Annotated in this window: 16 protein-coding genes and 1 pseudogene; 6 read left to right on the top strand and 11 right to left on the bottom strand. The window is 75.3% G+C overall.

The genetic code is table 11. The features are described from left to right. Window positions 1-9: 9 nt before the first annotated feature. From PGB27_RS00615 to PGB27_RS00605, 3 genes are read right to left on the bottom strand one after another with little or no spacing between them, the layout of a single operon-like run. Window positions 10-486: a flavodoxin family protein gene (locus tag PGB27_RS00615; protein WP_274198392.1), complete on the bottom strand. Its 477-nt coding sequence runs from the start codon at window positions 484-486 to the stop codon at window positions 10-12. Next, entirely contained in the window at window positions 483-1322 is an 840-nt protein-coding gene (locus tag PGB27_RS00610) for a purine-nucleoside phosphorylase (RefSeq protein WP_274198391.1), read from the bottom strand. The genes PGB27_RS00615 and PGB27_RS00610 overlap by 4 nt, the downstream gene beginning before the upstream one ends. After that, the gene (locus PGB27_RS00605) at window positions 1319-4555 is read right to left on the bottom strand and encodes a serine/threonine-protein kinase (RefSeq protein WP_274198390.1); all 3237 of its coding nucleotides are present in this window, start codon (window positions 4553-4555) and stop codon (window positions 1319-1321) included. Before PGB27_RS00605 ends, PGB27_RS00610 begins: the two co-directional genes overlap by 4 nt. Window positions 4556-4842: 287 nt before the next feature. Between PGB27_RS00605 and PGB27_RS00600 the strand changes: the two genes are divergently transcribed. Both PGB27_RS00600 and PGB27_RS00595 read left to right on the top strand, forming a co-directional pair. Further along, entirely contained in the window at window positions 4843-6063 is a 1221-nt protein-coding gene (locus PGB27_RS00600; RefSeq protein WP_274198389.1) for an amidohydrolase, read from the top strand. 110 nt (window positions 6064-6173) lie between these two features. Then, window positions 6174-8558 (top strand): annotated as a pseudogene (locus PGB27_RS00595) (Tex family protein); the annotation flags it as partial. 556 nt (window positions 8559-9114) lie between these two features. Here the strand turns inward: PGB27_RS00595 and PGB27_RS00590 are convergent. Continuing rightward, the gene (locus tag PGB27_RS00590) at window positions 9115-9585 is read right to left on the bottom strand and encodes a gamma-glutamylcyclotransferase (RefSeq protein ID WP_274198388.1); all 471 of its coding nucleotides are present in this window, start codon (window positions 9583-9585) and stop codon (window positions 9115-9117) included. 143 nt (window positions 9586-9728) lie between these two features. Between PGB27_RS00590 and PGB27_RS00585 the strand changes: the two genes are divergently transcribed. Further along, window positions 9729-11126 carry an NAD(P)H-quinone dehydrogenase gene (locus tag PGB27_RS00585; RefSeq protein ID WP_274198387.1) on the top strand — a complete coding sequence of 466 codons (1398 nt, stop codon included), beginning with the start codon at window positions 9729-9731 and terminating at the stop codon, window positions 11124-11126. Window positions 11127-11324: 198 nt separating this feature from the next. Here PGB27_RS00585 and glpK read toward each other — a convergent pair whose 3' ends face one another. Together glpK and PGB27_RS00575 are read right to left on the bottom strand one after the other, a co-directional pair. Beyond that, on the bottom strand, window positions 11325-12827 hold the full coding sequence (gene glpK / locus PGB27_RS00580; RefSeq protein ID WP_274198386.1) for a glycerol kinase GlpK: 1503 nt from the start codon (window positions 12825-12827) through the stop codon (window positions 11325-11327). 91 nt (window positions 12828-12918) lie between these two features. Next, complete coding sequence (locus PGB27_RS00575) at window positions 12919-13641, bottom strand: MIP/aquaporin family protein (RefSeq protein WP_274198385.1); 723 nt, start codon at window positions 13639-13641, stop codon at window positions 12919-12921. Between the two features lie 411 nt (window positions 13642-14052). Here PGB27_RS00575 and PGB27_RS00570 point away from each other — a divergent pair, with 411 nt between their 5' ends. Then, entirely contained in the window at window positions 14053-15780 is a 1728-nt protein-coding gene (locus PGB27_RS00570) for a glycerol-3-phosphate dehydrogenase/oxidase (RefSeq protein WP_274198977.1), read from the top strand. A 139-nt stretch (window positions 15781-15919) separates the two neighbouring features. Further along, the gene (locus tag PGB27_RS00565; protein WP_274198384.1) at window positions 15920-16393 is read left to right on the top strand and encodes an anthrone oxygenase family protein; all 474 of its coding nucleotides are present in this window, start codon (window positions 15920-15922) and stop codon (window positions 16391-16393) included. A 15-nt stretch (window positions 16394-16408) separates the two neighbouring features. Here the strand turns inward: PGB27_RS00565 and PGB27_RS00560 are convergent, their stop codons facing one another. From PGB27_RS00560 to PGB27_RS00550, 3 genes are all read right to left on the bottom strand, one after another. Further along, the gene (locus PGB27_RS00560) at window positions 16409-17890 is read right to left on the bottom strand and encodes an MDR family MFS transporter (protein WP_274198383.1); all 1482 of its coding nucleotides are present in this window, start codon (window positions 17888-17890) and stop codon (window positions 16409-16411) included. A gap of 198 nt (window positions 17891-18088) precedes the next feature. Further along, window positions 18089-18520: a DUF1707 domain-containing protein gene (locus PGB27_RS00555; protein ID WP_274198382.1), complete on the bottom strand. Its 432-nt coding sequence runs from the start codon at window positions 18518-18520 to the stop codon at window positions 18089-18091. Window positions 18521-18539: 19 nt separating this feature from the next. Then, window positions 18540-20354 (bottom strand): acetyl/propionyl/methylcrotonyl-CoA carboxylase subunit alpha, encoded by a 1815-nt coding sequence (locus PGB27_RS00550; protein ID WP_274198381.1) that lies wholly within the window; start codon window positions 20352-20354, stop codon window positions 18540-18542. A gap of 222 nt (window positions 20355-20576) precedes the next feature. Here PGB27_RS00550 and PGB27_RS00545 point away from each other — a divergent pair, with 222 nt between their 5' ends. Next, the gene (locus PGB27_RS00545; protein WP_274198380.1) at window positions 20577-21341 is read left to right on the top strand and encodes a hypothetical protein; all 765 of its coding nucleotides are present in this window, start codon (window positions 20577-20579) and stop codon (window positions 21339-21341) included. A 13-nt stretch (window positions 21342-21354) separates the two neighbouring features. Here the strand turns inward: PGB27_RS00545 and PGB27_RS00540 are convergent, their stop codons facing one another. Together PGB27_RS00540 and PGB27_RS00535 are read right to left on the bottom strand one after the other, a co-directional pair. Beyond that, window positions 21355-21990, bottom strand: a complete 636-nt coding sequence (locus tag PGB27_RS00540; protein ID WP_274198379.1) for a Maf family protein — start codon at window positions 21988-21990, stop codon at window positions 21355-21357. A gap of 99 nt (window positions 21991-22089) precedes the next feature. Then, window positions 22090-22833: a DUF899 domain-containing protein gene (locus tag PGB27_RS00535; protein WP_274198378.1), complete on the bottom strand. Its 744-nt coding sequence runs from the start codon at window positions 22831-22833 to the stop codon at window positions 22090-22092. Between the last annotated feature and the right edge of the window lie 28 nt (window positions 22834-22861).

The following is a 22861-nucleotide window of genomic DNA, read 5'->3' as shown; positions in this document are numbered from 1 at the left end:
TCGTCGCTCCTAGGGGGACGAGCTCCCCGTCCGCTCCACCGCCTGCAGCGCGACCGTCGCCCCGAGCTCCCACGCGGCCTCGCGCTCGGCGGCGCCGATCTCCCCCGTCGAGGTGACGACCTCCGCCGCCTGCTCCCACCCGAGCGCGCCCGTGATCTTCAGGACGTCGCGCACGGCGCCCGCGGTGTCCGACCCGCCGTGCACGTACAGCCCGAACGGGCGGCCGGCGGTCTGGTCGAGGCAGGGGTAGTACACCTGGTCGAAGAAGTGCTTGAGCGCGCCCGACATCGTGCCGATGTTGGCCGGCGTGCCGAGCACGATCCCGTCGCAGGCCAGCGCGTCGGCCGCACCCGCGGTGAGCGCCGGCCGGCTGAGCACCTCGACGTCGCCCTCGATCTCGTCGGTGCCCGCCCCGTCGAGCACGGCCGCCAGCAGCTCGTGCAGGGCCGGCGACGGGGTGTGGTGCACCACCAGCAGGCGCGTCACGACCCCGGCGTCTCCTGGGTCTCCAGCGCGGCCTCGACGAGACGTCGCAGCAGCGCGCCGGTGCGCGCCGCGGAGGCGTGCACGGCCTCGATGACCGACAGGTGGTCGATCGGCGCGTCGGTGGTGCCCGCGGCCGGGTTGCTGACCAGCGCCACCCCCGCCACCCGCGCCCCCAGCGCCCGCGCGGCGATCGTCTCGAGCACGGTCGACATGCCCACGAGGTCGGCGCCCATCGTGCGCAGCATGCGGATCTCGGCGGGGGTCTCGAAGTGGGGGCCGCGCAGACCGGCGTAGACGCCCTCGGGCAGGTCGGGGTCGATCGTGCGGGCGAGGGCCCGCAGGCCGGGGTCGTAGGCGTCGGTGAGGTCGACGAAGTCGGGGCCGGCCAGCGGCGAGGTGGCGGTCAGGTTGAGGTGGTCGCTGACCAGCACCGCCTGACCGACCCCGTACGACGGGTCGATCCCGCCCGCCGCGTTCGTCAGCACGATCGTGCGGGCGCCCGCCGCGCGGGCCGTGCGCACGGGGTGCACGACCTGCGCCGGCCCGTACCCCTCGTAGAGGTGGATGCGCCCGAGCAGGACGAGGACACGGTGGCCCGCGACCTCCACCGACCGCGCCACCCCCGCGTGGTCGGGGGCGCCGGGCGGGGTGAAGCCGGGCAGATCGGCGACGGGCACCTCGGCCGCCGGCTCCCCGAACGCGTCGGCCGCGGGACGCCAACCCGAGCCCAGCACGACGGCGACGTCGTGGGTGAGGGCCCCGGTGCGCTTGGCGAGCTCCGCGGCCGCGGCCTCGGGGGTCGGCGGCGGGGAGAAGGGCGGTTCGACGACGGTCACCGGGGGGCCGCCTCGGGTGGGGGGACGGCGAAGCTGTCGGCGATGGCGCGGAACTGCTCCGGGGCGCCGACGGGGTCGGTGCTCGGCGCGGTCAGGCGTACCACCCACAGGTCGGTGCCGGACGGCACCAGCCGCGTCCAGGTCGTGCGGTCGTCGGCGCCGGAGGTGGTGCGGTAGACGGTCTGCTGCGGCGGCTCCGCACCGGGCGCGCCCGCGCCGACCGTCTCCACGGGGCCGACCGAGCTGCCGTCCACGCCGAGGCTCGCCGGACGGGCGAGCAGCGCGAGGTAGTCCGCGGCGCGCTGCGACGGGTAGAAGCCCGCGACCCGGTCGACCCGCAGCTCCCGGCTCGCGTCCGGCGAGACGAAGCGCACGGCGATGTCCCCGCCTGCCTGCTCGAGCCGGAACTGCTGCCAGCCGGCCGGGACGAGCGCGCTGAAGCCCAGGCCGGTACCGCTGTAGCGCTCGTCGGTGTCGGCGTGCGCGATGAGCACCGTGCCCGCCACCTCCGGGCCCGCCGGGGTGAGCGACGCCGTGAGCGGGCCCTGACCCGCGAGCGAGCGGGTGAGCGCGTAGGCGCCGACCGCGCCGAGCGCCGCCATCAGCACCAGCAGCGCCACCACCGCGGCCACGACCCACGGCGAGCGCTTCGGCGGCGCCGGCCGTTGGGTCGGCGCGAACGGCAGGGGACCGGGGTCCGCCGCCAGCGGCTGCGCGACCTGGCCCGACGTGCCCAGTCCCGGCGTCGCCGGGCGGGGCGGGGCGGGTCGCCAGCCGGCCGCCGGGGCGCCGCCCGGGGGCGTCCACCGACCGGCGGGTGGCGCGGCGGCACGCGGCGGCGGGGGTGGGCGTCGCACGGTGCGCGTGACGTCCTCGGACGCCGCCACCCGCGGCCCCACCATCGTCGTCTCGGCGTCCGCCGGCGGTGACGGCGGGCGCGACGCCGTCGGTCGCGGGCTGCGTCCGTTGCTCCCGCCGCCGCTGCTGCCGGTGCTGGTGCCGGTGTCGCCGCTGCCGTTCGACGCGGTGCCGGACGAGCCGGTGCCGGGCCCGTCCTCGTCGGGGGCGTCCTCGGTCGGGGTGTCCTCGGGTGGGGTGTCCTTGTCCGGGGCGTCCTCGGCGGCGGCGCCCCCGTCCGGCTCGGCGGGGGCGTCCTCGGCGGGGGAGTCCTCGGCCTGGGCGTCCTCGGCGGGCGCGCCGCTGTCGGCGTCCTCCGTGCCGGACGCGCCCGTCCCGCCTCCGGCCGCCTCCTCGGGCTTCGCGGCCTCGGGCTCGGCAGCGTCAGGCTCCGCGGTGGCGGGCTTCGTGGTGGCGGGTTTCGTGGTGGCGGGTTTCGTGGTGGCGGGTTTCGCGGTGTCGGGCTTCGCGGTGTCGGGGGTGTCCGTGCTGGTGGACGCCTCCGACTCGACGTCGGAGGCGGCCGCAGACTCCGCGTCGGGCTCCCCGCCGGATGTCGCCGCGGGCTTCGCGCCAGTCTTCGCCGCCGCCGTGGCGCCCGGCGTCGCCGCGGACTCGGCCTGCGGCGCGGCCGCACCTGAGGCCTCCTCAGCGGCTCCGCCGTCGGCCTTGCCGGTGCCCGCCGCGGCGGCCGCGCCGACGGCCACGGCGGCACCAGCGGCAGCCCCACCGGCGGCCTTCGCCGGCGTGCCCTCGCCCACGGGGTCCTCGCCGGCGGCCACGTCCTTCTCGTCGGCGGACTCCGCGTCGGCCGCCGGGGTGCCGGACGCCGCGTCCGGGGAGCCGGCCTCGGGCGCCGTCGCCTCCGGCTCGGCAGACGGCACGGTGGGCTCCGCCGCGCTCCCCGGGGCCGCGCCCGGATCCGCAGCGGCGGAGGCCGGGTCCGGCGTGGTGGCGTCGTCGGCGGCGGGAGCCTCGGCGTCGGCCTCCTCGGCGTCGGCCTCCTCGGCATCGGCCTCCTCCGCGCCGGCCGTCACACCCGCCGCGGCCGCGACACCGTCGGCGCCATCGGTCGACGCGGCCGGCGCGTCCTCGGCCGCGGTCTGTTCGGCCGCCGGCACGTCGGCAGCGTCGGTGACCTTCCCCTCGGCACCCTCGCCCGCGACGACCCGGTCCTTCTCCTCCGCGCCGTCCGCCGCCGGCGACTCGCCGGACGGCGCCTCGGTCGAGGTCGAGGTCGAGGCGGGGGCCGGGGGAGCGGCCTTCGCCGCGGGCGTCTCGCCGCTCACGGCGGCCGGGGTCTCGGGACCGGTCCGGGGACCGGGCGACGGGCGCGGGCGGGGCGGCTCGGGCGCGTCGGGGGAGCCCTCGACCAGCGTCCCGGCCGGCCCGCGGGTGGTGGAGACGGGGATGAGGCCCGCCTGGTCGCTGCCCGGGCCGGGGCGCGGCACGCGGATCGCCGCGGTGCGGGGGGCGGAGGACGTCGCGAGCACCGGGCCCTCGGGATCCGAGAGCAGCGGGCGCAGCCGCCGGCGCACGGCGGCGAGCGGCATGCGCAGCGCCGGGTCCTTGACCATGAGCCCGCGGATCACGTCGATCACCGGACCGCGTCCCGACGGCACCGGCACCTCGCCGTGCACGACCTCCGTGACCGTGCCCACCGGGTCGCCCGCGTCGTACGGCGGGCGTCCCTCGAGACAGGCGAAGAGGGTGGCGCCGAGGCCCCAGAGGTCGGCGGCGGGGCCGACGGCGCGGCCCATGGCCACCTCGGGCGCGATGTAGGGCGGCGAGCCGAGCACCGTGCCGGTCTGCGTCATCGACTGCTCGGCGGCGTTGCGCGCGATGCCGAAGTCGGTGAGCTTGATCTGCCCGTTCTCGCCGATGAGGACGTTGCCGGGCTTGACGTCGCGGTGGGTGATGCCCGCGCGGTGGGCGGTGATCAGCGCCGAGGCGACCGCCGACCCGATCTCCGCGGCCTCGGGCTGGGTCAGCCGCCCCCGGTCGCCGATGTAGCTCGCGAGGCTGCGCGAGGGCAGCAGCTCCATGACGACGTAGGGCTCGGAGGCGACCTCGACGACGTCGTAGAGGGTGACGACGTTGGGGTGGCTCAGCATCGCCGTCGCCCGCGCCTCGCGCAGGGTGCGCTCGCGCACGATGGCCCGCTCGTTGACGGGCACCGACGACAGGCGCACCTCCTTCACCGCGACGGGGCGGTGCAGGACCTCGTCGTACGCCGACCACACCGTGCCCATGGCGCCGCGGCCGAGCTCGTGCTCGAGGCGGTAGCGCCCGACGATCCGGCGGGGGCCGGGCGCGTCGGTGGGTGCGGGGCTCACCCGACCATCATGGCAACGTCGACCATTGGGCGGGCCGCCCCCGGGGTACCCGCGGATCCATGACGTGCGACGGACGGGGGGCGACTGCCGAGTAGCGGCACCGCACGCCGGTGACCTGCACGGACCGGCCGCTCATCGGTCGGGGCGGTGACGTGGGTCGCCGCCGACAGCGCGATCGCGACCCCTCGGCGCGAGGCCGGCTCGATCGCCCACAACCGCCGTCCGGCGCAGGCATGCTGGGCCGGACAGTCGGACCCGCGACGGGTCCCCACCAGGAGGTGTGTTCGATGACTCTGGCGGAGCCGCGTGCCGCATCGGCCCCTGTGGCCGACCTCGGCGCCGGCAACGGCCCGGAGTGGATCGACCGGTGGCTCGCCGCGCACGCCGACCACGTCGTCGGGTGGCGTCGCGCGCTCCACGCTCGGCCCGAACTCGCCCGCCGCGAGTTCGAGACGACGCGGCTGTGCGCCGAGATCCTCACCGACGCCGGGCTGCGTCCGCGGCTGCTGCCCGGCACCGGCCTGATCTGCGACATCGGCGAGGGCCCGCGCACCGTGGCGCTGCGGGCGGACCTCGACGCCCTCCCGCTCACCGAGCAGACCGACGCGCCCTACTCGTCGCGCATCCCGGGCGTCGCGCACATGTGCGGGCACGACGCCCACACGGCGATGCTGCTCGGGGCGGGCCTCGCGCTCGCCTCGGCACCGGCGCTGCCCGGCCGCGTGCGGCTGATCTTCCAGCCGGCCGAGGAGGTCCAGCCCGGCGGCGCGCTCGACGTCATCGCCAACGACGGCCTCGACGGCGTCGACCGTGTCTTCGCGCTGCACTGCGACCCGCGCCTCGAGGTCGGCAAGGTCGGCACGCGCACCGGCGCCATCACCTCGGCGTGCGACATGCTCGAGCTGCGCCTGACCTCCCCGGGCGGGCACACCTCGCGCCCGCACCTCACCGCGGACCTCGTGCACGCGCTCGGCACCGTCATCACCGGCCTGCCCGACCTGCTGTCCCGTCGCGTCGACCCGCGCTCGGGCACGGTGCTCGTGTGGGGCGCGGTGCAGGCCGGCCACGCCGCGAACGCGGTGCCCCAGCAGGGGATGCTCGCCGGCACCCTGCGCACCGCCGAGCACGCGACGTGGAACGAGCTCGAGCCGCTGGTGCGCTCGCTCATCACCGCGCTGCTCGCGCCGACCGGCGTCGGCTACGTGCTCGAGCACCGTCGCGGGGTGCCGCCGGTGGTCAACGACGCCGTCTCGGCCGACCTGCTCGCCCGCGCCGCGCAGCGCGCCAACGGGCTCGACGCGTCGGTCGGCACCGAGCAGTCCAGCGGCGGCGAGGACTTCGGCTGGTACCTCGAGCACGTGCCCGGCGCGATGGGGCGGCTCGGCGTGTGGTCGGGCGTCGGCGACAAGTCCGACATCCACCAGCCCACCTTCGACCTCGACGAGCGTGCCCTGCCCGTCGGCGTGCGGACGCTCGTCCACGCGGCGCTCGAGTCGCTCGGCGGCTGACCCGCCCGACAGGATCCTCGTCGCGGGTCGTCGGACCCGTCGGGCACGATGGCGGCGTGAGCGATGCGACGGTGACCGCCACGGACGCCTCCACCCCGGCCGAGGGCGGTGTGTCCGCCCCTGTCCTGCCCCCGGTCACACGCCGCATCGCCGACGAGCTCGGTGTCGGGGAGGGCCGGGTCGCGGCGGCGGTGGAGCTGCTCGACGGCGGGGCGACGGTCCCGTTCGTCGCGCGCTACCGCAAGGAGGCGACGGGCGGTCTCGACGACGCCCAGCTGCGCACGCTCGAGGAGCGCCTGACCTACCTGCGCGAGCTCGAGGAGCGCCGGGCGGCGGTCCTCGAGTCGGTGCGCGCCCAGGGCAAGCTCGACGGCGAGCTCGAGGCGCGCATCCTCGGCGCGGAGACCAAGAGCCGCCTCGAGGACGTCTACCTGCCCTTCAAGCCGAAGCGGCGCACCAAGGCGGCCATCGCCCGCGAGGCGGGCCTCGAGCCGCTCGCCGACGCCCTGGTCAGCGACCCGACGCACATCCCGCGCACCGCGGCGGGCGCCTACGTCGACCCGGACCGCGGCGTCCCCGACCGTGACGCCGCGCTCGAGGGCGCCCGCGCGATCCTCGTCGAGCGGTGGGCCGAGGACGCGGACCTCATCGAGGACCTGCGCGAGCAGATGTGGCGTCGTGGGCGCCTCACCGCCACCTACCGCGAGGGGCGCGGCGGCGAGGGCGACACGGCGGCCGCGAAGTTCTCCGACTACGCGGCCTTCGACGAGAAGTTCACGCGCCTGCCCTCGCACCGGATCCTCGCGGTCCTGCGCGGCGAGACCGAGGAGGTCCTGGCGCTCACGCTCGACCCCCTGGCCGCCGACGACGACGAGTCCGCGATCAGCGAGGTCTACCTCGCGCGCATCGCGAGCGCGGTGGGCGTCGCCGACCGCGGGCGTCCCGCCGACCGCTGGCTGGGCGAGGCCGTGCGCTGGGCCTGGCGCACGCGCATCCTGTCGCGGCTGGTCGTCGACCTGCGCGTGCGCCTGCGCGAGGTCGCCGAGGAGGGCGCGGTGCTGGTGTTCGCCGGCAACCTGCGCGACCTGCTGCTCGCCGCCCCGGCCGGCGCGCGCCCGACGATGGGCCTCGACCCGGGGCTGCGCACGGGCGTCAAGGTCGCGGTCGTCGACGGCACCGGCAAGGTCGTCGCCACCGACACCGTCCACCCCCACGTGCCGCGCCGGCAGTGGGAGGCCTCGCGCACGCGGCTCGGTGAGCTCGCCGGAGAGCACGGCGTCGAGCTCGTCGCCATCGGCAACGGCACGGCCTCGCGCGAGACCCACGCCCTGGTCCGCGACCTCATCGCCCGCGAGCCCGACCTCGGGCTCACCGCGGCGGTGGTGTCCGAGGCGGGCGCGTCGGTGTACTCCGCGTCGGAGCAGGCCTCCGCCGAGCTGCCGGACCTCGACGTCTCGTTGCGCGGCGCGGTGTCGATCGCGCGGCGCCTGCAGGACCCGCTGGCCGAGCTCGTGAAGATCGACCCGAAGTCGATCGGCGTGGGCCAGTACCAGCACGACATCGCCGGCACGGCCCTGTCGCGCTCGCTGGACGCCGTCGTCGAGGACTGCGTGAACGCGGTCGGCGTCGACGTCAACACCGCCTCGGCGCCGCTGCTGCGCCGCGTGTCGGGCATCAGCTCCGGCCTGGCCACGACGATCGTCGGCTACCGCGACGAGCACGGCCCGTTCGCCTCCCGCGACGCCCTGCACGCCGTGCCGCGGCTCGGGGCCAAGGCGTTCGAGCAGAGCGCGGGCTTCCTGCGCATCCCCGGCGCCGCCGACCCGCTCGACCGCTCGGCGGTGCACCCCGAGTCGTACCCGGTGGTGCACCGGATCGCCGACGCGACGGGCACGGACGTCGACGGGCTCGTCGGCAACAGCTCCCTGCTCGGGCAGCTGAACCCGGACGACTTCACCGACGAGCGGGTCGGGCGCCCGACCGTGCTCGACATCATCAGCGAGCTCGACAAGCCGGGCCGCGACCCGCGCCCGGAGTTCACCACCGCCGAGTTCGCCGAGGGCGTCGAGCAGATCACCGACCTGACGCCGGGCATGGTGCTCGAGGGGCAGGTCACCAACGTGGCCGCGTTCGGCGCGTTCGTCGACGTCGGCGTGCACCAGGACGGCCTCGTGCACATCTCGGCGATGTCCAAGGACTTCGTCTCCGACCCCCGCTCGGTCGTGGGGCCGGGCGACGTCGTGCGGGTGCGGGTGCTCGACGTCGACGTGGAGCGCAAGCGCATCTCGCTGACGTTGCGCGTCGACGAGGACGAGACGGCCGACGGCGAGGCCAAGCCCGAGGGCGCGCGTCCCGGGCGCGGCGGACGTGGGCGGGGTGGACGTGGTCGCGGCGGCGGTCGGGGCCAGGGCGGTCAGGGCGCTCAGGGCGGCCAGGGCGGCCAGGGCGGCCAGGGCGCGGCGGGCGCGGCGGCCTCGGCGGCCTCGGCGGCCGGGGAGGCGCCGGCCGAGGGCGCGCCGGAGGCCGCTCCGGCCGCGACGGCCACCGAGACGGGCGAGCGCCAGGGCGGGGGACGGCGCGGTGGGCGCGGCGGACAGGGTGGACACGGCGGACGCGGTGGCCACGGCCGCGGTGGTCAGGGCGGTCAGGGCGGCCAGCCCGGTCGCGGGCGTCCCGACGAGGGCCAGGGCGGTCGCGAGCAGGAGGGGCGCCCCGAGGGTCGCCCCGAGGGCCGTGGCGGACGCGGCGGGCGTCCCGAGCGCGGCCAGGGCGGCGGCGGACCGCAGGGCGGCCAGGGCCGCGGTGGCCAGGGCGGCCGCGGCGGGCAGGGCGCTCGGGGTGGCCAGGGCGGCCGCGACCAGCGTGGGGGCCAGGGCAACCGCGGCGGTCAGGGCCGCGACCGGCGCCCCGCGCCCACGAACGACGCGATGGCCGAGGCGCTGCGCCGCGCCGGCTACGGCGGCTGATGATCAGGAGCACTCCGTGCACCGCGGGCGGGCCCCCCGCGCGCACGAGGTGCTCCTGATCTCGCGCCCGGCGGCCGGCGCGCCCCTACAGCTCCGAGCCGGGCCCCGGCCCGACCGAGCGGCAGGGGCGCTCGCGCAGCGCGCGGACGTAGTCGTCCGGGGCGCCGGCGCTCTCGGCGGCGTCGGAGAGCACGCCGATGTAGCGCGCGGAGGGCAGGCCGCCCTCGTAGGCGTCGAGGACGTAGACCCACGCGAGCTGTGGCCCGTCCATCGTCTGGATGCGCAGGCGGAGCTTCTTGTGCATGCCGAGCTCGCCGCCCTCCCAGCGGTCGAGCTGGTCGACGTCGAGGGGGCTGACGTCGTACAGCACCACGAAGACCCGCGACCCGGGGTCCTCGACGACGGTGGACAGGGCGCCCTCCCACCCGTAGTCCTCGCCCCCGAAGGTCAGGCGCCAGCCCTCGAGCCAGCCCGTACCCGACATGGGCGAGTGGGGCGCCCGTTGCATCATCTGCGCGGGGTCCATGTTGGATCCGTACGCGGCGTAGAGCGGCACGGCGGACAGGGTAGCCAGGAGGGACGCCCGCGGGTCCCGACCCGGCCCGTCGGTCGCCGGAACACGATCGGTGCGCGCGCGTCATCCGCGTCCTCGACTCGTCGTGGACCATGGAGGGTGACGAACCAGGAGGGAACCACCACATGACCCGCATCGTCATCCTCGGCGGAGGGCCCGCGGGGTACGAGGCGGCGCTGGTCGCCGCCCAGCACGAGGCCGACGTCACCGTCGTCGAGCAGGACAGCCTGGGGGGCAACTGCGTCGCCTACGACTGCGTGCCGTCCAAGACGTTCATCGCCTCGGCCGGCGTGCGCGCCGGCTTCCGCAGCACGCACGAGATGGGTGTCGACGTCGACGACCCGCGCGTCGACCTGCCCCGGGTCAACGGCCGGGTGCACGGCCTCGCGCTCGCGCAGTCGGCGGACGTGCGCGGGACGCTGCAGACCGCGGGGGTCCGCGTCGTGCAGGGCCGCGCGTGGTTCGAGGAGAGCGACCGCAGCAGTGCCACCCACGACATCTGCATCGCACACCCCGACGGCAGCACCGAGACGGTCACCGCCGACGTCGCGCTCGTCGCCACGGGCGCCTCGCCGCGCGTGCTGCCCGACGCCCAGCCCGACGGCAAGCGCGTCCTGACCTGGCGCCAGCTCTACGACCTCGACGCGCTGCCCGAGCACCTCGTCGTCGTCGGGTCCGGCGTCACCGGCGCCGAGTTCGTGTCCGCGTACGCCGAGCTGGGCGTGCCGGTGACCCTGATCTCCAGCCGTGACCGGGTGCTCCCGCACGAGGACCCCGATGCCGCGGCGACGCTGGAGGAGGTCTTCACCGCCCGCGGGGTGCGCATCGAGCCGCGGTCCCGGGCGGAGAAGGTCGTCGCCACCGCCGACGGCGTGCGCGTGACGCTGAACGACGGCCGTGAGGTCGAGGGCTCGCACGCCCTGATGACGGTCGGCTCGGTGCCCAACACCGGCGACATCGGCGCCGAGAACATCGGCCTCGCGCTCACCGACAGCGGCCACATCACCGTGGACCGTGTCTCGCGCACCGACGTCCCGGGCGTCTACGCCGCGGGTGACTGCACCGGCCTGCTGCCCCTGGCCTCGGTGGCCGCGATGCAGGGCCGGATCGCGATGTGGCACGCGCTCGGCGAGGGCGTCTCCCCGCTGCGGCTCAAGACCGTCGCCTCGGCCGTGTTCACGCGCCCCGAGGTGGCGACGGTCGGCATCAGCCACGCCCAGGTGGAGAACGGCGAGTTCTCCGCCCGCGAGGTGATCATGCCGCTGGGCACCAACCCGCGGGCGAAGATGTCTGGGCTCCGCGAGGGCTTCGTCAAGATCTTCTGCCGGCCGGCGACCGGTGTCGTCATCGGCGGCGTGATCGTGGCCCCGGTGGCCAGCGAGCTCATCCTCCCGCTGGCCATGGCGGTGCAGAACAACCTCACCGTCGACGACCTCGCCCACACGTTCTCCATCTACCCGTCGCTGTCGGGGTCGGTGACCGAGGCGGGCCGCCGGCTGATGCAGCACGACGACCTGGACTGAGGGGGCGCCGGCGGCTCTTCAGCCGGTCCCGCGGCGCACGGCGACCGGTCGGGGCGAGCTTCCCGTACACGGTGCGCAGGTGGTCCTCGACGGTCTTCGTCGCGACGAACGGCTCCGCGGCGTGCCCGTGTCGGCGCCGACGTGCCGGGACCGGCCGCTCGGGTGACCCGCGGTCCCGGCTCCGTCGACCTCTCGTGATCAGGCCCAGTCGAACGTGCGCGTGACCGCCTTCTTCCACTGCGCGTAGGTCTCGTCGCGCAGGCTCGGGTCCATCGACGGCGACCAGACCTTGTCCTGGGCCCAGTTGTCGCGGATGTCCTGCTCGGACTCCCAGAACCCGACGGCGAGGCCGGCCGCGTAGGCCGCGCCCAGGGCCGTCGTCTCGGCGACCACCGGCCGGATGACGTCGACGCCGAGCAGGTCGGCCTGGAACTGCATGAGCACCTCGTTGCCGACCATGCCGCCGTCGACCTTGAGTGTCGTCAGGGGCACCCCGGAGTCGGCGTTCATCGCGTCGATGACCTCGCGGGTCTGGAACGCCGTGGCCTCGAGGACGGCGCGGGCGAGGTGGCCCTTGTTGACGTAGCGGGTCAGGCCGACGATCGCGCCGCGCGCGTCGGAGCGCCAGTAGGGCGCGAACAGGCCGGAGAAGGCCGGCACGAAGTACGCGCCGCCGTTGTCGTCCACCGACTTCGCGAGGTCCTCGATCTCGGGAGCCGACGCGATGATCCCGAGGTTGTCGCGCATCCACTGCACCAGCGAGCCCGTGACCGCGATCGAGCCCTCGAGCGCGTAGACCTGCGGGGCGTCGCCGATCTTGTAGCAGACCGTCGTGAGCAGGCCGTTCTTCGACTCGACCTTCTCCGTGCCCGTGTTGAGCAGCACGAAGTTGCCGGTGCCGTAGGTGTTCTTGGCCTCGCCGACGTCCAGGCACGCCTGCCCGAACGTCGCGGCCTGCTGGTCGCCGAGGATGCCGGCGACGGGGACGTCGCGGAACGTGCCGCGGGCGCGGATCGGCGCGTAGTTCTCCGACGACGACCGGATCTCCGGCAGCATCGCCATCGGGACGCCGATCTCCTCGCAGAGCTCCGGGTCCCACTCGAGCGTGTCGATGTTCATGAGCAGGGTGCGCGAGGCGTTCGTCGGGTCGGTGATGTGCAGCCCGCCCTCCGTGCCGCCGGTGGCGTTCCACAGCACCCAGGTGTCCATCGTCCCGAACGCGAGCTCGCCGCGCTCGGCCCGCTCGCGGGCGCCCTCGACGTTGTCGAGGATCCAGCGCGCCTTCGGACCGGCGAAGTACGTGGCCAGCGGGAGGCCGGTCCTGCCGCGGTAGCGCTCCGCGCCGCCGCCGAGGGCGCCGAGCTCGTCGCAGATCGCCTGCGTGCGGGTGTCCTGCCAGACGATCGCGTTGTGGATGGGCTCGCCGGTGGTCTTGTCCCAGATGACCGTCGTCTCGCGCTGGTTGGTGATGCCGACCGCCGCGATCTGGTCGGCGTTGAGGTCGGCGCGGGCGAGCGCCCCGCCGCACACCTGGCGGGTGTTGCCCCAGATCTCCGAGGCGTCGTGCTCGACCCACCCCGCCCTCGGGAAGATCTGCTGGTGCTCGAGCTGGTCGACCGCGACGACCCGACCCGAGTGGTCGAAGATCATGCACCGGGTCGACGTCGTGCCCTGGTCGATCGCGGCGACGTACTGCGTCATGCGGGTGCTCCCTGGCGAGATCGTGGAGACGTGGAGATCAGGGTGGGGCGCCCGCCCCCGGTGGTCGGGAGCGGGCGCCGGCCGGGTTCGGTCAGCCCGCCGCGACGGGCGCGACGGCGGCGACGAGCGCCGCGAGCGCGGCGCCGATCAGGGGGCCCACGACGGGCACCCACGAGTAGCCCCAGTCGGGACGACCCTTGCCGCGGATCGGCAGGACCGCGTAGGCGATGCGCGGCCCGAGGTCACGGGCCGGGTTGATCGCGTAGCCGGTCGGACCACCGAGGGCCTGGCCGATACCCATGACGACCGCGGCGGCGGCGGCGTAGATCGCCGGGCTGTTGCCGTAGGGGGCGACCAGGAGGAACAGCACCAGCGCGAACGTCGCGATGATCTCCGTGACCATGTTCCACACCGGCTTCTTGATCGGCGGGTTGGTCGAGAAGATGTTCAGCGTGCCGGAGTTGTCCGCGCTCGCGTCGAACTGCAGCTTGTAGACGAGCCAGGCCAGGACCGCGCCGACGAACGCGCCCAGGAACTGGCCGATGAAGTACCACGGCACCTGCGACCACGGCGTGCCGCCGGCGATCGCGCTGGCCAGGGTGACGGCCGGGTTGATCGCGCCGCCGGAGGCGTCGGCGATGCTGGCACCGGCGAACACGCCGAACCCCCAGCCAAAGGTGATCAGCACCCACGATGCGGTGTCCCCGTCGGCGTTGGTGCGGGTCAGCAGCACGTTGGCCACGACCCCGCAACCGAAGAGGAGCAGCACCATGGTGCCGAGGAACTCCGAGAGGATGATGCTTCCTGCGCTCACGAGGACTCCCGTCTGCGGCGACCCGGCCCCTGCGACGCTCGTCCGGGGTCCTGGGTCGGCCCAGGGCGCGCGTGATCGGCGACGCTAGTGGCGTGGTTCACCGTGTGTCCATGATCCGCGCGGATCTCGCGGGTGGCGCGCCGTGTCCACGGGCATCCGGCTACCGGGACGGCCCAGGTGATCGCGCCGCGTGCTCGGTGCCCGGGGTGGCGCTGCCGCGTTAGCGTGAGTGGTGGAGAGCGCCCTGGGGATCGCCCGCGTACGGCAAGCCCTGGTACGACGCGACGAACAGGGACGAACGAGAGGGGATCGGACGTGGGCGCTGGACGGAGTGCAGGGGGCGCCGCGGACCGCGGAGCGGGTGACGCGGGGGTGGCACCCGACGCGGGCGCCGCGGCCGAGGCGGAGGCGCTGGACGCCGCGGCCGAGCCGTCCCGCCTGGGACCGGCGGCGCGGGAGCGCGCCTGGGACCGGCTGGCCTCGGAGCAGTTCGACGTCGTCGTGGTCGGCGGCGGGGTCGTCGGCACCGGCGCGGCGCTGGACGCGGCCACCCGGGGACTGAAGGTGGCGCTGGTCGAGGCCCGCGACCTCGCGTCCGGCACGTCGAGCCGGTCGTCGAAGCTCTTCCACGGGGGCCTGCGCTACCTCGAGCAGCTCGACTTCGGGCTGGTCCGCGAGGCCCTGCGCGAGCGCGAGCTCAACATGACCCGTCTCGCCCCGCACCTGATCAAGCCGGTCAGCTTCCTCTACCCGCTGACCAAGCACTGGGAGCGTCCGTACGTGACGGCCGGCGTCACGCTCTACGACACGATCGGCGGCAAGAGCTCGCTGCCCCACCAGAAGCAGCTGACGCGGTCGGGCGCGCTGCGCATGGCGCCGGCCCTCAAGCGCAGCGCCCTGGTCGGCGCGATCCGCTACTACGACGCCCAGGCCGACGACGCGCGGCACACGATGATGGTCGGGCGCACGGCCGCCCAGTACGGCGCGGTGGTCCGCACCTCGACCCAGGTCGTCGACTTCCTGCACGAGGTCGACCGCGTCGCCGGCGTCCGCGTCCGCGACGTCGAGTCGGGGCGGGAGACCGACGTCCGCGCGTCGGTGGTCGTCAACTGCACCGGGGTCTGGACCGACCAGATGCAGCACGCCGCCGGCACCCGCGGCCGGTTCCGCGTCAAGGCCTCCAAGGGCGTCCACTTCCTCGTCGCGCGCGACAAGATCCCCTCGGACACCGGGATGATCCTGCGCACCGAGAAGTCGGTGCTGTTCGTCATCCCGTGGCGCAACCACTGGATCGTCGGCACCACCGACACCGAGTGGAACCTCGACCTCGCCCACCCGGCGGCGACACGCCAGGACCTCGACTACCTGCTCGAGCACATCAACTCGGTGCTGGTCACGCCGCTGAGCCACGACGACATCGAGGGCGTGTACGCGGGCCTGCGCCCGCTGCTCGCCGGCGAGTCCGAGCAGACCTCGAAGCTCTCGCGCGAGCACGCCGTCTCCCGGGTCATGCCGGGCCTCGTCGCGATCGCCGGCGGCAAGTACACGACCTACCGGGTCATGGCCGCCGACGCGATCGACGCGGCGGCCGAGGACATCCCGACGCGCGTGGCGCCGTCGGTGACCGACCGGGTGCCGCTCATCGGCGCCGACGGGTACTTCGCGCTGGTCAACCAGGCCGAGCAGCTGGGCCTGCGCCACGGGCTGCACCCGCACCGCGTCCGGCACCTGCTCGACCGCTACGGCTCGCTGCTGCACGGCCTGCTCGCGATGGCCGACGACGACGCCTCGCTGCTCGAGCCGGTGCCCGCGTCGTCGGACTACCTGCGCGTGGAGATCGCCTACGCGGTGGCCTACGAGGGCGCGCTGCACCTCGACGACGTCCTCACCCGGCGCACCCGCATCTCGATCGAGTACGCCCACCGCGGCATCGACTCGGCCGAGGCCGTCGGCGCCCAGATGGCCGAGCTGCTGGGCTGGACCGACGAGCAGCGCGACCTCGAGGTGCGGTCGTACATCGAGCGCGTGCAGGCCGAGCGGGACTCGCAGACCGTCGACACCGACGTCGAGGCCGACAAGCTGCGCGTCGCCGCGCCCGACCCCCGCGCGCCCCGGCTCGCGGCGCTCGGGACCGGCTGAGGGCGGCTCCGGCCAGGAGCGAGGGACGCCCCCGCTGCGTGGGACGCAGCGGGGGCGTCCCTCGTGCCCGGACGGGCGGGCAGGGACCCCGGACGCGCGGCACTGGCTGAGGGTGTCGGCCCGCGGTGGACTCGTCGCCATGACGACCCTGGTCCCCGCGGTGACGCTGCTCGCCGGCGTGCTCTCCGCCCTGCTCGCGGGGCTCTACCTCGCGTTCTCGCTGACGGTGATGCCGTCGCTGGCGCGGCTGCCCGACGCGGTGCTCGTGTCGGTCATGTCGACCGTGAACCGGGTGATCGTGCGGCCCGCGTTCGTCGTGCTGTTCCTCGGCGCCCCGGTGGTCGCCGTGGCGGCGATGGTGCTGGCGCTGGTGGCGGGCGCGCCGGTGGTGCTCGTGCTGGCGGGGGCGCTGTTGCAGGTCGCGTCGATCGGGATCACGATCGGGGTGAACATCCCGCTGAACACGGCCCTCGACCACGCGGACCCGGCCGACGCCGGTGACGTCGTCCGGGCCCGCGAGGCCTTCGAGCGCCCGTGGGTGCGCGCGCACGGCGTGCGCACCGCGGTCACCACCCTGGGGGCCGTGGCCCTCCTGGCGGCGCCGCTGACCTGACGGGCTGTCCGCTGGTCAGCGCCCGGCGACCGGCGTCGACGAGGTGTCGCCGGCGAGCTCACCGGTGCTGTCGGTGCCCTCGGACGGGCTGTCGCCCGCCGGCTTGCGGCGCACCATGAACGACACACCGACCGCGATCAGCCCGATGACCCCGGCAGCCATGAACGCGAGCCGCAGGCCCGCCGCGTCGGGCGTGCCGGCGGCGTTCGCCGACCCGATCGCCGCGATCGTGACGAAGCCCGCCGTGCCGGCCGCGCCCGCGACCTGCTGCAGCGTGGTGAGGATCGCGCTGCCGTGCGAGTAGAGGTTCTCGGGCAGCACCGCGAGTCCCTCGGTGAGCAGCGGCGTCATCATGAGACCGAGCGACGCCATGAGCAGGATGTGCACCGCGATGACCATCCACAGGGCCGCCCCGGCCCCGAGCAGGGCCAGCAGCCACATCGACGTCGCGAGCCCGACGGCGCCCGGGATGACGAGCGGGCGGGCGCCGACGCGGTCGAACAGCCGGCCCACCGGGCGACCCATGAACCCGAGCACGAGGCCGCCGGGCAGCACCGCGAGGCCCGTGGTCGCCGCGCTGACGCCGAGCACGTTCTGCAGGTAGATCGGCAGCAGGATCGCCCCGGCGCCCAGCAGCGACATGAACAGCAGGGCCGAGAGCACGATCGCGATGACGAACTGCCGGTGGCCGAAGGGCCGCAGGTCGAGCAGCGCCGACTCGGAGCGCTGGAGCTGCCGCTGGCGCAGGACGAAGGTGGTCAGCGCGACGGCGCCCACGACCAGCGCGGCCCACGGGGGGATCACGGCGCCGCCGCCGTGCCCGAGCGTCGAGAGCCCGTAGACGATGCCGCCGAAGGCGAAGAACGACAGGACGACCGACAGCAGGTCGAGCGGCGTGCGACGCGTCTCGCCGGAGAGGCGGAAGAGCACGACGCCGACCAGCAGCGCGGCCACGGACAGCGGCAGCACGCTCCAGAACATCCAGCGCCAGTCGAGCGAGGCGAGGATGAGGCCGCCGATGGTCGGGCCGACGGCGGGGGCCACGGCGATGACGATCGAGATCGTGCCCATCGTGGCGCCGCGCCGCTCCGGCGGGATGAGGCGCATGACCGAGGTCATGAGCAGCGGGATCATCACCGCGGTGCCCGTGGCCTGCACGATGCGGCCGACGAGCAGCAGCGTGAAGCCCGGCGACAGGGCGCAGATCAGCGTGCCCAGGCTGAACAGCGTCATCGCCGCGAGGAAGACCTGTCGCGGCGTGAAGCGGTTGAGGATGTAGCCCGTGGTCGGGATGACCACGCCCATCGTCAGGAGGAAGCCGCTGGTCAACCACTGCACCGTCGTGGCCGACACCCCGAGGTCGCCGGTGAGGTGCGGCAGCGCCACGCTGAGGATGGTCTCGTTGAGGATCATGACGAAGGCCGAGACGACCAGCGTCATGATGATCACCATCGGTCGCGCGTCCGTGCGCTGGCCGGTTCCGGACGGGCCGGTCATCGTTCCCCCTCGTGGCGGCGGGCCGTGGCGGTCACGGACCGGTGGCAAGAGCATCACACCCACCCCCGACAGGCGATCGGTTTCCGCCTGCGGGGACCGCACACGCGACGCCGGGTGTCCGGTCGGACGACGTGCTCAACGCCTGCTCACCGGCATGGTGTTCCCGCCGTGACGGGGATTGCGCCGAGCGCGAACGCCTCAGCCGCCGTGGCGGTGGGAGACGTACGCCACGGCCGCGAGCACGATCGGCACGAGGATGAAGATCCACGGGAAGCGCCCGCCGCTGACGGCGAAGAGCACCGCGGCCGCGGCCGGGGTCAGCAACGAGATCAGGCCGGCGTGCCGCGCGATCGCCGCCCCGCCCGGGGCCACGAGCTCCGGGAGCTCGGGCGCCGCGGGCGGCCCGGCGACCGCGGGGCGCTGCGCGGGGGCCGGCGCCGTCGCCGTCGGGTAGACCGGGTGCGGCTCGGGCAGGTCGCGGAACAGCGCCTCGAGCTGGGCCCGCGACGTCGCCCGGGACGCGGCCGCGCAGCGGCCGGCGTGCTCGGCGCGCTCGAGACGGCCGGCACGCCGGTGGGCGTCGAGCGCCTCCATGGCGAGCTCCCGCTCGTGCGCCCCGACCTCGGCCATGCCCCTCAGTATGCGCCGGTCAGGACGCGTCGGGGATCTCGCAGATCACGGCGCCCTGGTTGACGCTCGCGCCCGGCTCGAGGGTCAGGCCGGTGACGACGCCGTCCTTGTGGGCGGTGACCGGGTTCTCCATCTTCATGGCCTCGACGACCACGACGAGATCGCCCGCGGACACCGTGTCGCCCTCGGACACCGCGACCTTGACCACGGTGCCCTGCATCGGCGCGGTCACGGCGTCGCCGGAGACCTTGGCGCCGCCGCCGGAGCGTGCGCGCTTCTTCTTCGGCGTCGCGGCGCGCGCGCCACCCCCGCCGCCACCACCGATGGCGAGGTCGCCGGGCAGCGAGACCTCGAGGCGCTTGCCGCCGACCTCGACCACCACGGTCTGGCGCGGCAGGGAGTCCTCTGCCTCCTCGCCCGACGCGGCGGCCTCGTACGGCGGGATCCGGTTGTCGAACTCGGTCTCGATCCAGCGCGTGTGCACGAGGAACGACTCGGCCCCGTCGGGCGCGGTGAACGCGGGGTCGCGCAGCACGGCCTTGTGGAACGGGATGACCGTCGGCAGGCCCTCGACGACCAGCTCCTCCAGCGCGCGCTTCGAGCGCGCGATGGCCTGCTCGCGGTCCTCGCCGGTGACGATCAGCTTCCCGACCATCGAGTCGAACTGACCGCCGATCACCGTGCCGGTCTCGACGCCGGAGTCGACGCGCACGCCGGGGCCGTCGGGGGCGACGAAGCGGGTCACCGTGCCCGGGGCGGGCAGGAAGCCGCGGCCGGCGTCCTCGCCGTTGATCCGGTACTCGATCGCGTGCCCGCGGGGGGCCGGGTCCTCGCCGAAGCGCAGCTCCTGCCCGGCGGCGATGCGGAACTGCTCGATGACGAGGTCGATGCCGCTGGTCTCCTCGGAGACCGGGTGCTCGACCTGCAGGCGCGTGTTGACCTCGAGGAACGAGATCGTGCCGTCCTCGCCGACGAGGAACTCCACGGTGCCGGCGCCGGAGTAGCCGGCCTCGACGCAGATGTCGCGGGCGGAGGTGTGGATGCGCTTGCGCTGCTCGTCGGTGAGGAACGGCGCGGGCGCCTCCTCGACCAGCTTCTGGTGACGCCGCTGCAGCGAGCAGTCGCGGGTGCCGACGACGATGCAGTTGCCGTGCTGGTCGGCGAGGACCTGGGCCTCGACGTGGCGCGGGCGGTCGAGGTAGCGCTCGACGAACGACTCGCCGCGCCCGAACGCCGAGACGGCTTCGCGCACCGCGGCGTCGAACATCTCCGCGATCTCGTCGCGCTCGCGCGCGACGCGCATGCCGCGTCCGCCGCCGCCGAACGCCGCCTTGATGGCGACCGGCAGCCCGTGCTCGTCGGCGAAGGCGATGACCTCGTCGGCGTCGGCGACCGGGTCCTTCGTGCCGGGCACCAGCGGCGCGCCGGAGCGCTCGGCGATCTTGCGGGCGGTGACCTTGTCGCCCAGGTCGCGGATGGCCTGCGGGCTCGGCCCGATCCAGATCAGCCCGGCGTCGACGACGGCCTGCGCGAAGTCGGCGTTCTCGGAGAGGAACCCGTAGCCCGGGTGGATCGCGTTCGCGCCGGAGTCCCGCGCGGCCTTCAGGATCTTCTCGATGTCGAGGTACGACTCGGCCGCGGTCTCCCCGCCCAGACCGAACGCCTGGTCGGCGAGGCGCACGTGCGGGGCGTCCCGGTCCGGGTCGGCGTACACGGCGACGCTCGTGAGGCCGGCGTCGGCGCACGCGCGCACGACGCGCACCGCGATCTCGCCGCGGTTCGCCACCAGGACGGTGTGCAGCGGGTCGAACCCCGTCGGGGCGGACGCGGCCATCGAGGGACCTCCTGGGGGATCGTCGCTGAAACCGGGACGGTCGGGGCAGTGTAGGGGCGGCCGGACGGGTGCCCGGTCGGGTCACTCTCTCGTACTCGACGCTGCGGCGTCGTGGGCACCGGCGTGGTCATGACCACACGCACGGGATGCCCGCTCACGCGCCGTGCACCCCGGCGCCCCGGTGCGGATCACCCCGCCCACCGCGGCTACGGTCGGCGACCGATGCAGCCTTGGTGGTGGCGGTCGGTGGCCGTGTGCGCGTCCGTGCTGGCCCTGTCCGGCCTCGTCGCGGTGGTCGCCGGCGCGGTCGGGGCCGACCAGGCGACCTCCCTGCGGCTCGCGGCCGAGGACGTCGCGTCCGCGCCGTCGGGCCCGCCACCGGCCGCGGAGGGGTCCGAGGAGCCGGAGGAGCCGGCCGCGTCCGAGGAGCCCGCGGAACCCCCGGTGGGCCCCGGGGAGGCTCCGGCCCCCGACGAGCCGCGGGTGCCCGACGCGGTGACGGCCACGACGCTGGCGCTCCCGGCGGGGTGGCGGGTCGTGCCGGACCAGGACGTCGTCGAGGTGCCGCCGGGCCGGTTCGTGGACGCCACGATCCTGCGCCGCGGCGCGGGCACGGTGGTGCTCGTCGGCCTCGCCGACCCGGAGCGGGTCCCCGTCGACCCGCCCGTCGCCGACCCCGCCCGGTCCGCCGCCCTGGACGCCGAGGCGCGGCGGCTGGCGGACGCCTACGCCGACCTGCTGGCCCCCGGCGCGACGACCGCGGACCTCACGGACGACGACGTGCCGGTCGCGGACCTGCCGACCCGCACCTCGGTGCGCCGGGTCGAGGGCGGCGAGCTGGACGGTGCGCTGGTGCGCGTCAGCACGATCGCCGCGCCCGGCCGCACCCTCGCGGTGCTGGCCGTCGCCCGGCCCTCGCCGACCGTCGGGGCCGACGGCGAGGCCGCGGACGCCGTCGTGCGCTCGCTGCGCGTCGACCCCGCCTGAGCAGGGCGCCGGCTCAGCTCCGGGGCGCCGTCGCCCACAGCGCGTCGACGCCGACGCCGATCTCGGCGAGCAGGCGGCGCGTCAGCGGCAGGCTCAGGCCGACGACGTTCGACGGGTCGCCCTCGACGCCCTCGACGAACCAGCCGCCCAGCCCGTCGAGGGTGAACGCGCCGGCGACGGCCATCGGCTCCCCGCTCGCGAGGTAGGCCTCGAGCTCGGCGGTGGTGGGCTCGGCGAACGCGACGGCGGTGCGCGCGTGCCCGGTGACCTCGCGCTCCACGGCGCCGCCGACGACGCGGACCAGCGCGTGCCCGGTGAACAGGTCCGCGGCGCGCCCGGCCATCTGGTCCCACCGGCCGCGCGCGGCGTCGACCGACGGCGGCTTGCCGACGAGCTCGCCCTCGAGCCACAGCATCGAGTCCGCGCCGACGATCACGCAGTCGGGCTCGGCGGACGCGATGCGGGCGGCCACCGTGCGGGCCTTCGCCAGCGCCAGCGCCGACACCGTGTCCTCGGGCGTCGCCCCCTCGCCGAGCTCGGCGACGACGGCGTCCTCGTCGAGGTCGGAGACCTCGACGAGGGGTTCCACCCCGGCGGCACGGAGGACGGCCCGACGGGCCGGGGACGCGGACGCGAGCACCAGACGCACGGGGCGGCACCCTACGTCGGCGGCTCCGGGGACGCCGCGCCGCCGGTCCGCCGCCCGACCGCGGCGAGGATCACCGGCTGACGGCGGCCTCCCGACGGGTCAGGCCATGGCTCCGGCGGAGGCCTCGTGCACGACCGGTGCGCGGCCGGCGGGCTCCTCCCAGTCCTCCTGGCGCCCGAGCGCCGTGAGGTCGAGCAGGTGGTAGCCGTGCATCATCACCTCGACGCCGCGGCCGTACGTCGAGTACGTGTGGAACACGTCGTCGCCGTCGCGCAGGAACGCGCTGATCCCGGGCTGCTCGCCGACGTGGTCGACCATCCATGACAGCTCCGGGTCGGCGGCCAGCTCGGCGGTGTCGAGGAAGTTGTAGCTCGCCGGCACCACGGCCGGGTCGAGCGTGACGTGGAAGTCGTGGTTGAAGCGGCTGCCGTACGACGAGAACCACGGGAAGGTCCAGCCCCGGGCCTCGGCGACGGGGCGGAGCTTCTCCATCGGCGCCCGCGAGACCGCGACGAACGACGTGTCGCGCCGGGCCAGGCGCGCCGGGGTGGCGGCGCCGAGGTCGTACGCCATCCCGCTGCAGCTGTTGCACGGGACGTCCCAGGCCGGGCCGAACATGAGGTGCTGGACCAGCAGCTGCCGGTGGCCCGCGAAGAGGTCGAGCAGCCCGACCTCGCCGTCGGGGCCGGTGAAGCGGTAGTCCACCTCGACGCGCACCATCGGGAGACGCCGGCGCTCGGCGGCCACCGCGTCCTGGGCCCGCACGAGCTCCTTCTCGCGCTCGAGCAGCTTCTTCCGCGCGCCCAGCCACTCCTCGTGCGTGGCCACCTGCGGCAGCGCCATCGTCCCCACCTCGTCCCGTCCGACTTGC

Origin of the sequence: Actinomycetospora lemnae (assembly GCF_028737315.1) — a bacterium.
In the GTDB taxonomy this organism is placed as follows: Bacteria; Actinomycetota; Actinomycetes; order Mycobacteriales; family Pseudonocardiaceae; genus Actinomycetospora; species Actinomycetospora lemnae.
The sequence above is the reverse complement of the archived record's forward strand: the minus strand, read 5'-3'. Positions and strand labels throughout refer to the sequence as shown.

Bases quoted from the DNA above. Each gene is read 5' to 3' on its own strand.
- PGB27_RS00600 (WP_274198389.1), top strand. From the start codon at position 4,843: ATGACTCTGGCGGAGCCGCGTGCCGCATCGGCCCCTGTGGCCGACCTC.
- PGB27_RS00585 (WP_274198387.1), top strand. From the start codon at position 9,729: ATGACCCGCATCGTCATCCTCGGCGGAGGGCCCGCGGGGTACGAGGCG.
- glpK (WP_274198386.1), bottom strand. From the start codon at position 12,827: ATGACGCAGTACGTCGCCGCGATCGACCAGGGCACGACGTCGACCCGG.
- PGB27_RS00565 (WP_274198384.1), top strand. From the start codon at position 15,920: ATGACGACCCTGGTCCCCGCGGTGACGCTGCTCGCCGGCGTGCTCTCC.
- PGB27_RS00560 (WP_274198383.1), bottom strand. From the start codon at position 17,890: ATGACCGGCCCGTCCGGAACCGGCCAGCGCACGGACGCGCGACCGATG.
- PGB27_RS00555 (WP_274198382.1), bottom strand. From the start codon at position 18,520: ATGGCCGAGGTCGGGGCGCACGAGCGGGAGCTCGCCATGGAGGCGCTC.
- PGB27_RS00550 (WP_274198381.1), bottom strand. From the start codon at position 20,354: ATGGCCGCGTCCGCCCCGACGGGGTTCGACCCGCTGCACACCGTCCTG.
- PGB27_RS00545 (WP_274198380.1), top strand. From the start codon at position 20,577: ATGCAGCCTTGGTGGTGGCGGTCGGTGGCCGTGTGCGCGTCCGTGCTG.
- PGB27_RS00535 (WP_274198378.1), bottom strand. From the start codon at position 22,833: ATGGCGCTGCCGCAGGTGGCCACGCACGAGGAGTGGCTGGGCGCGCGG.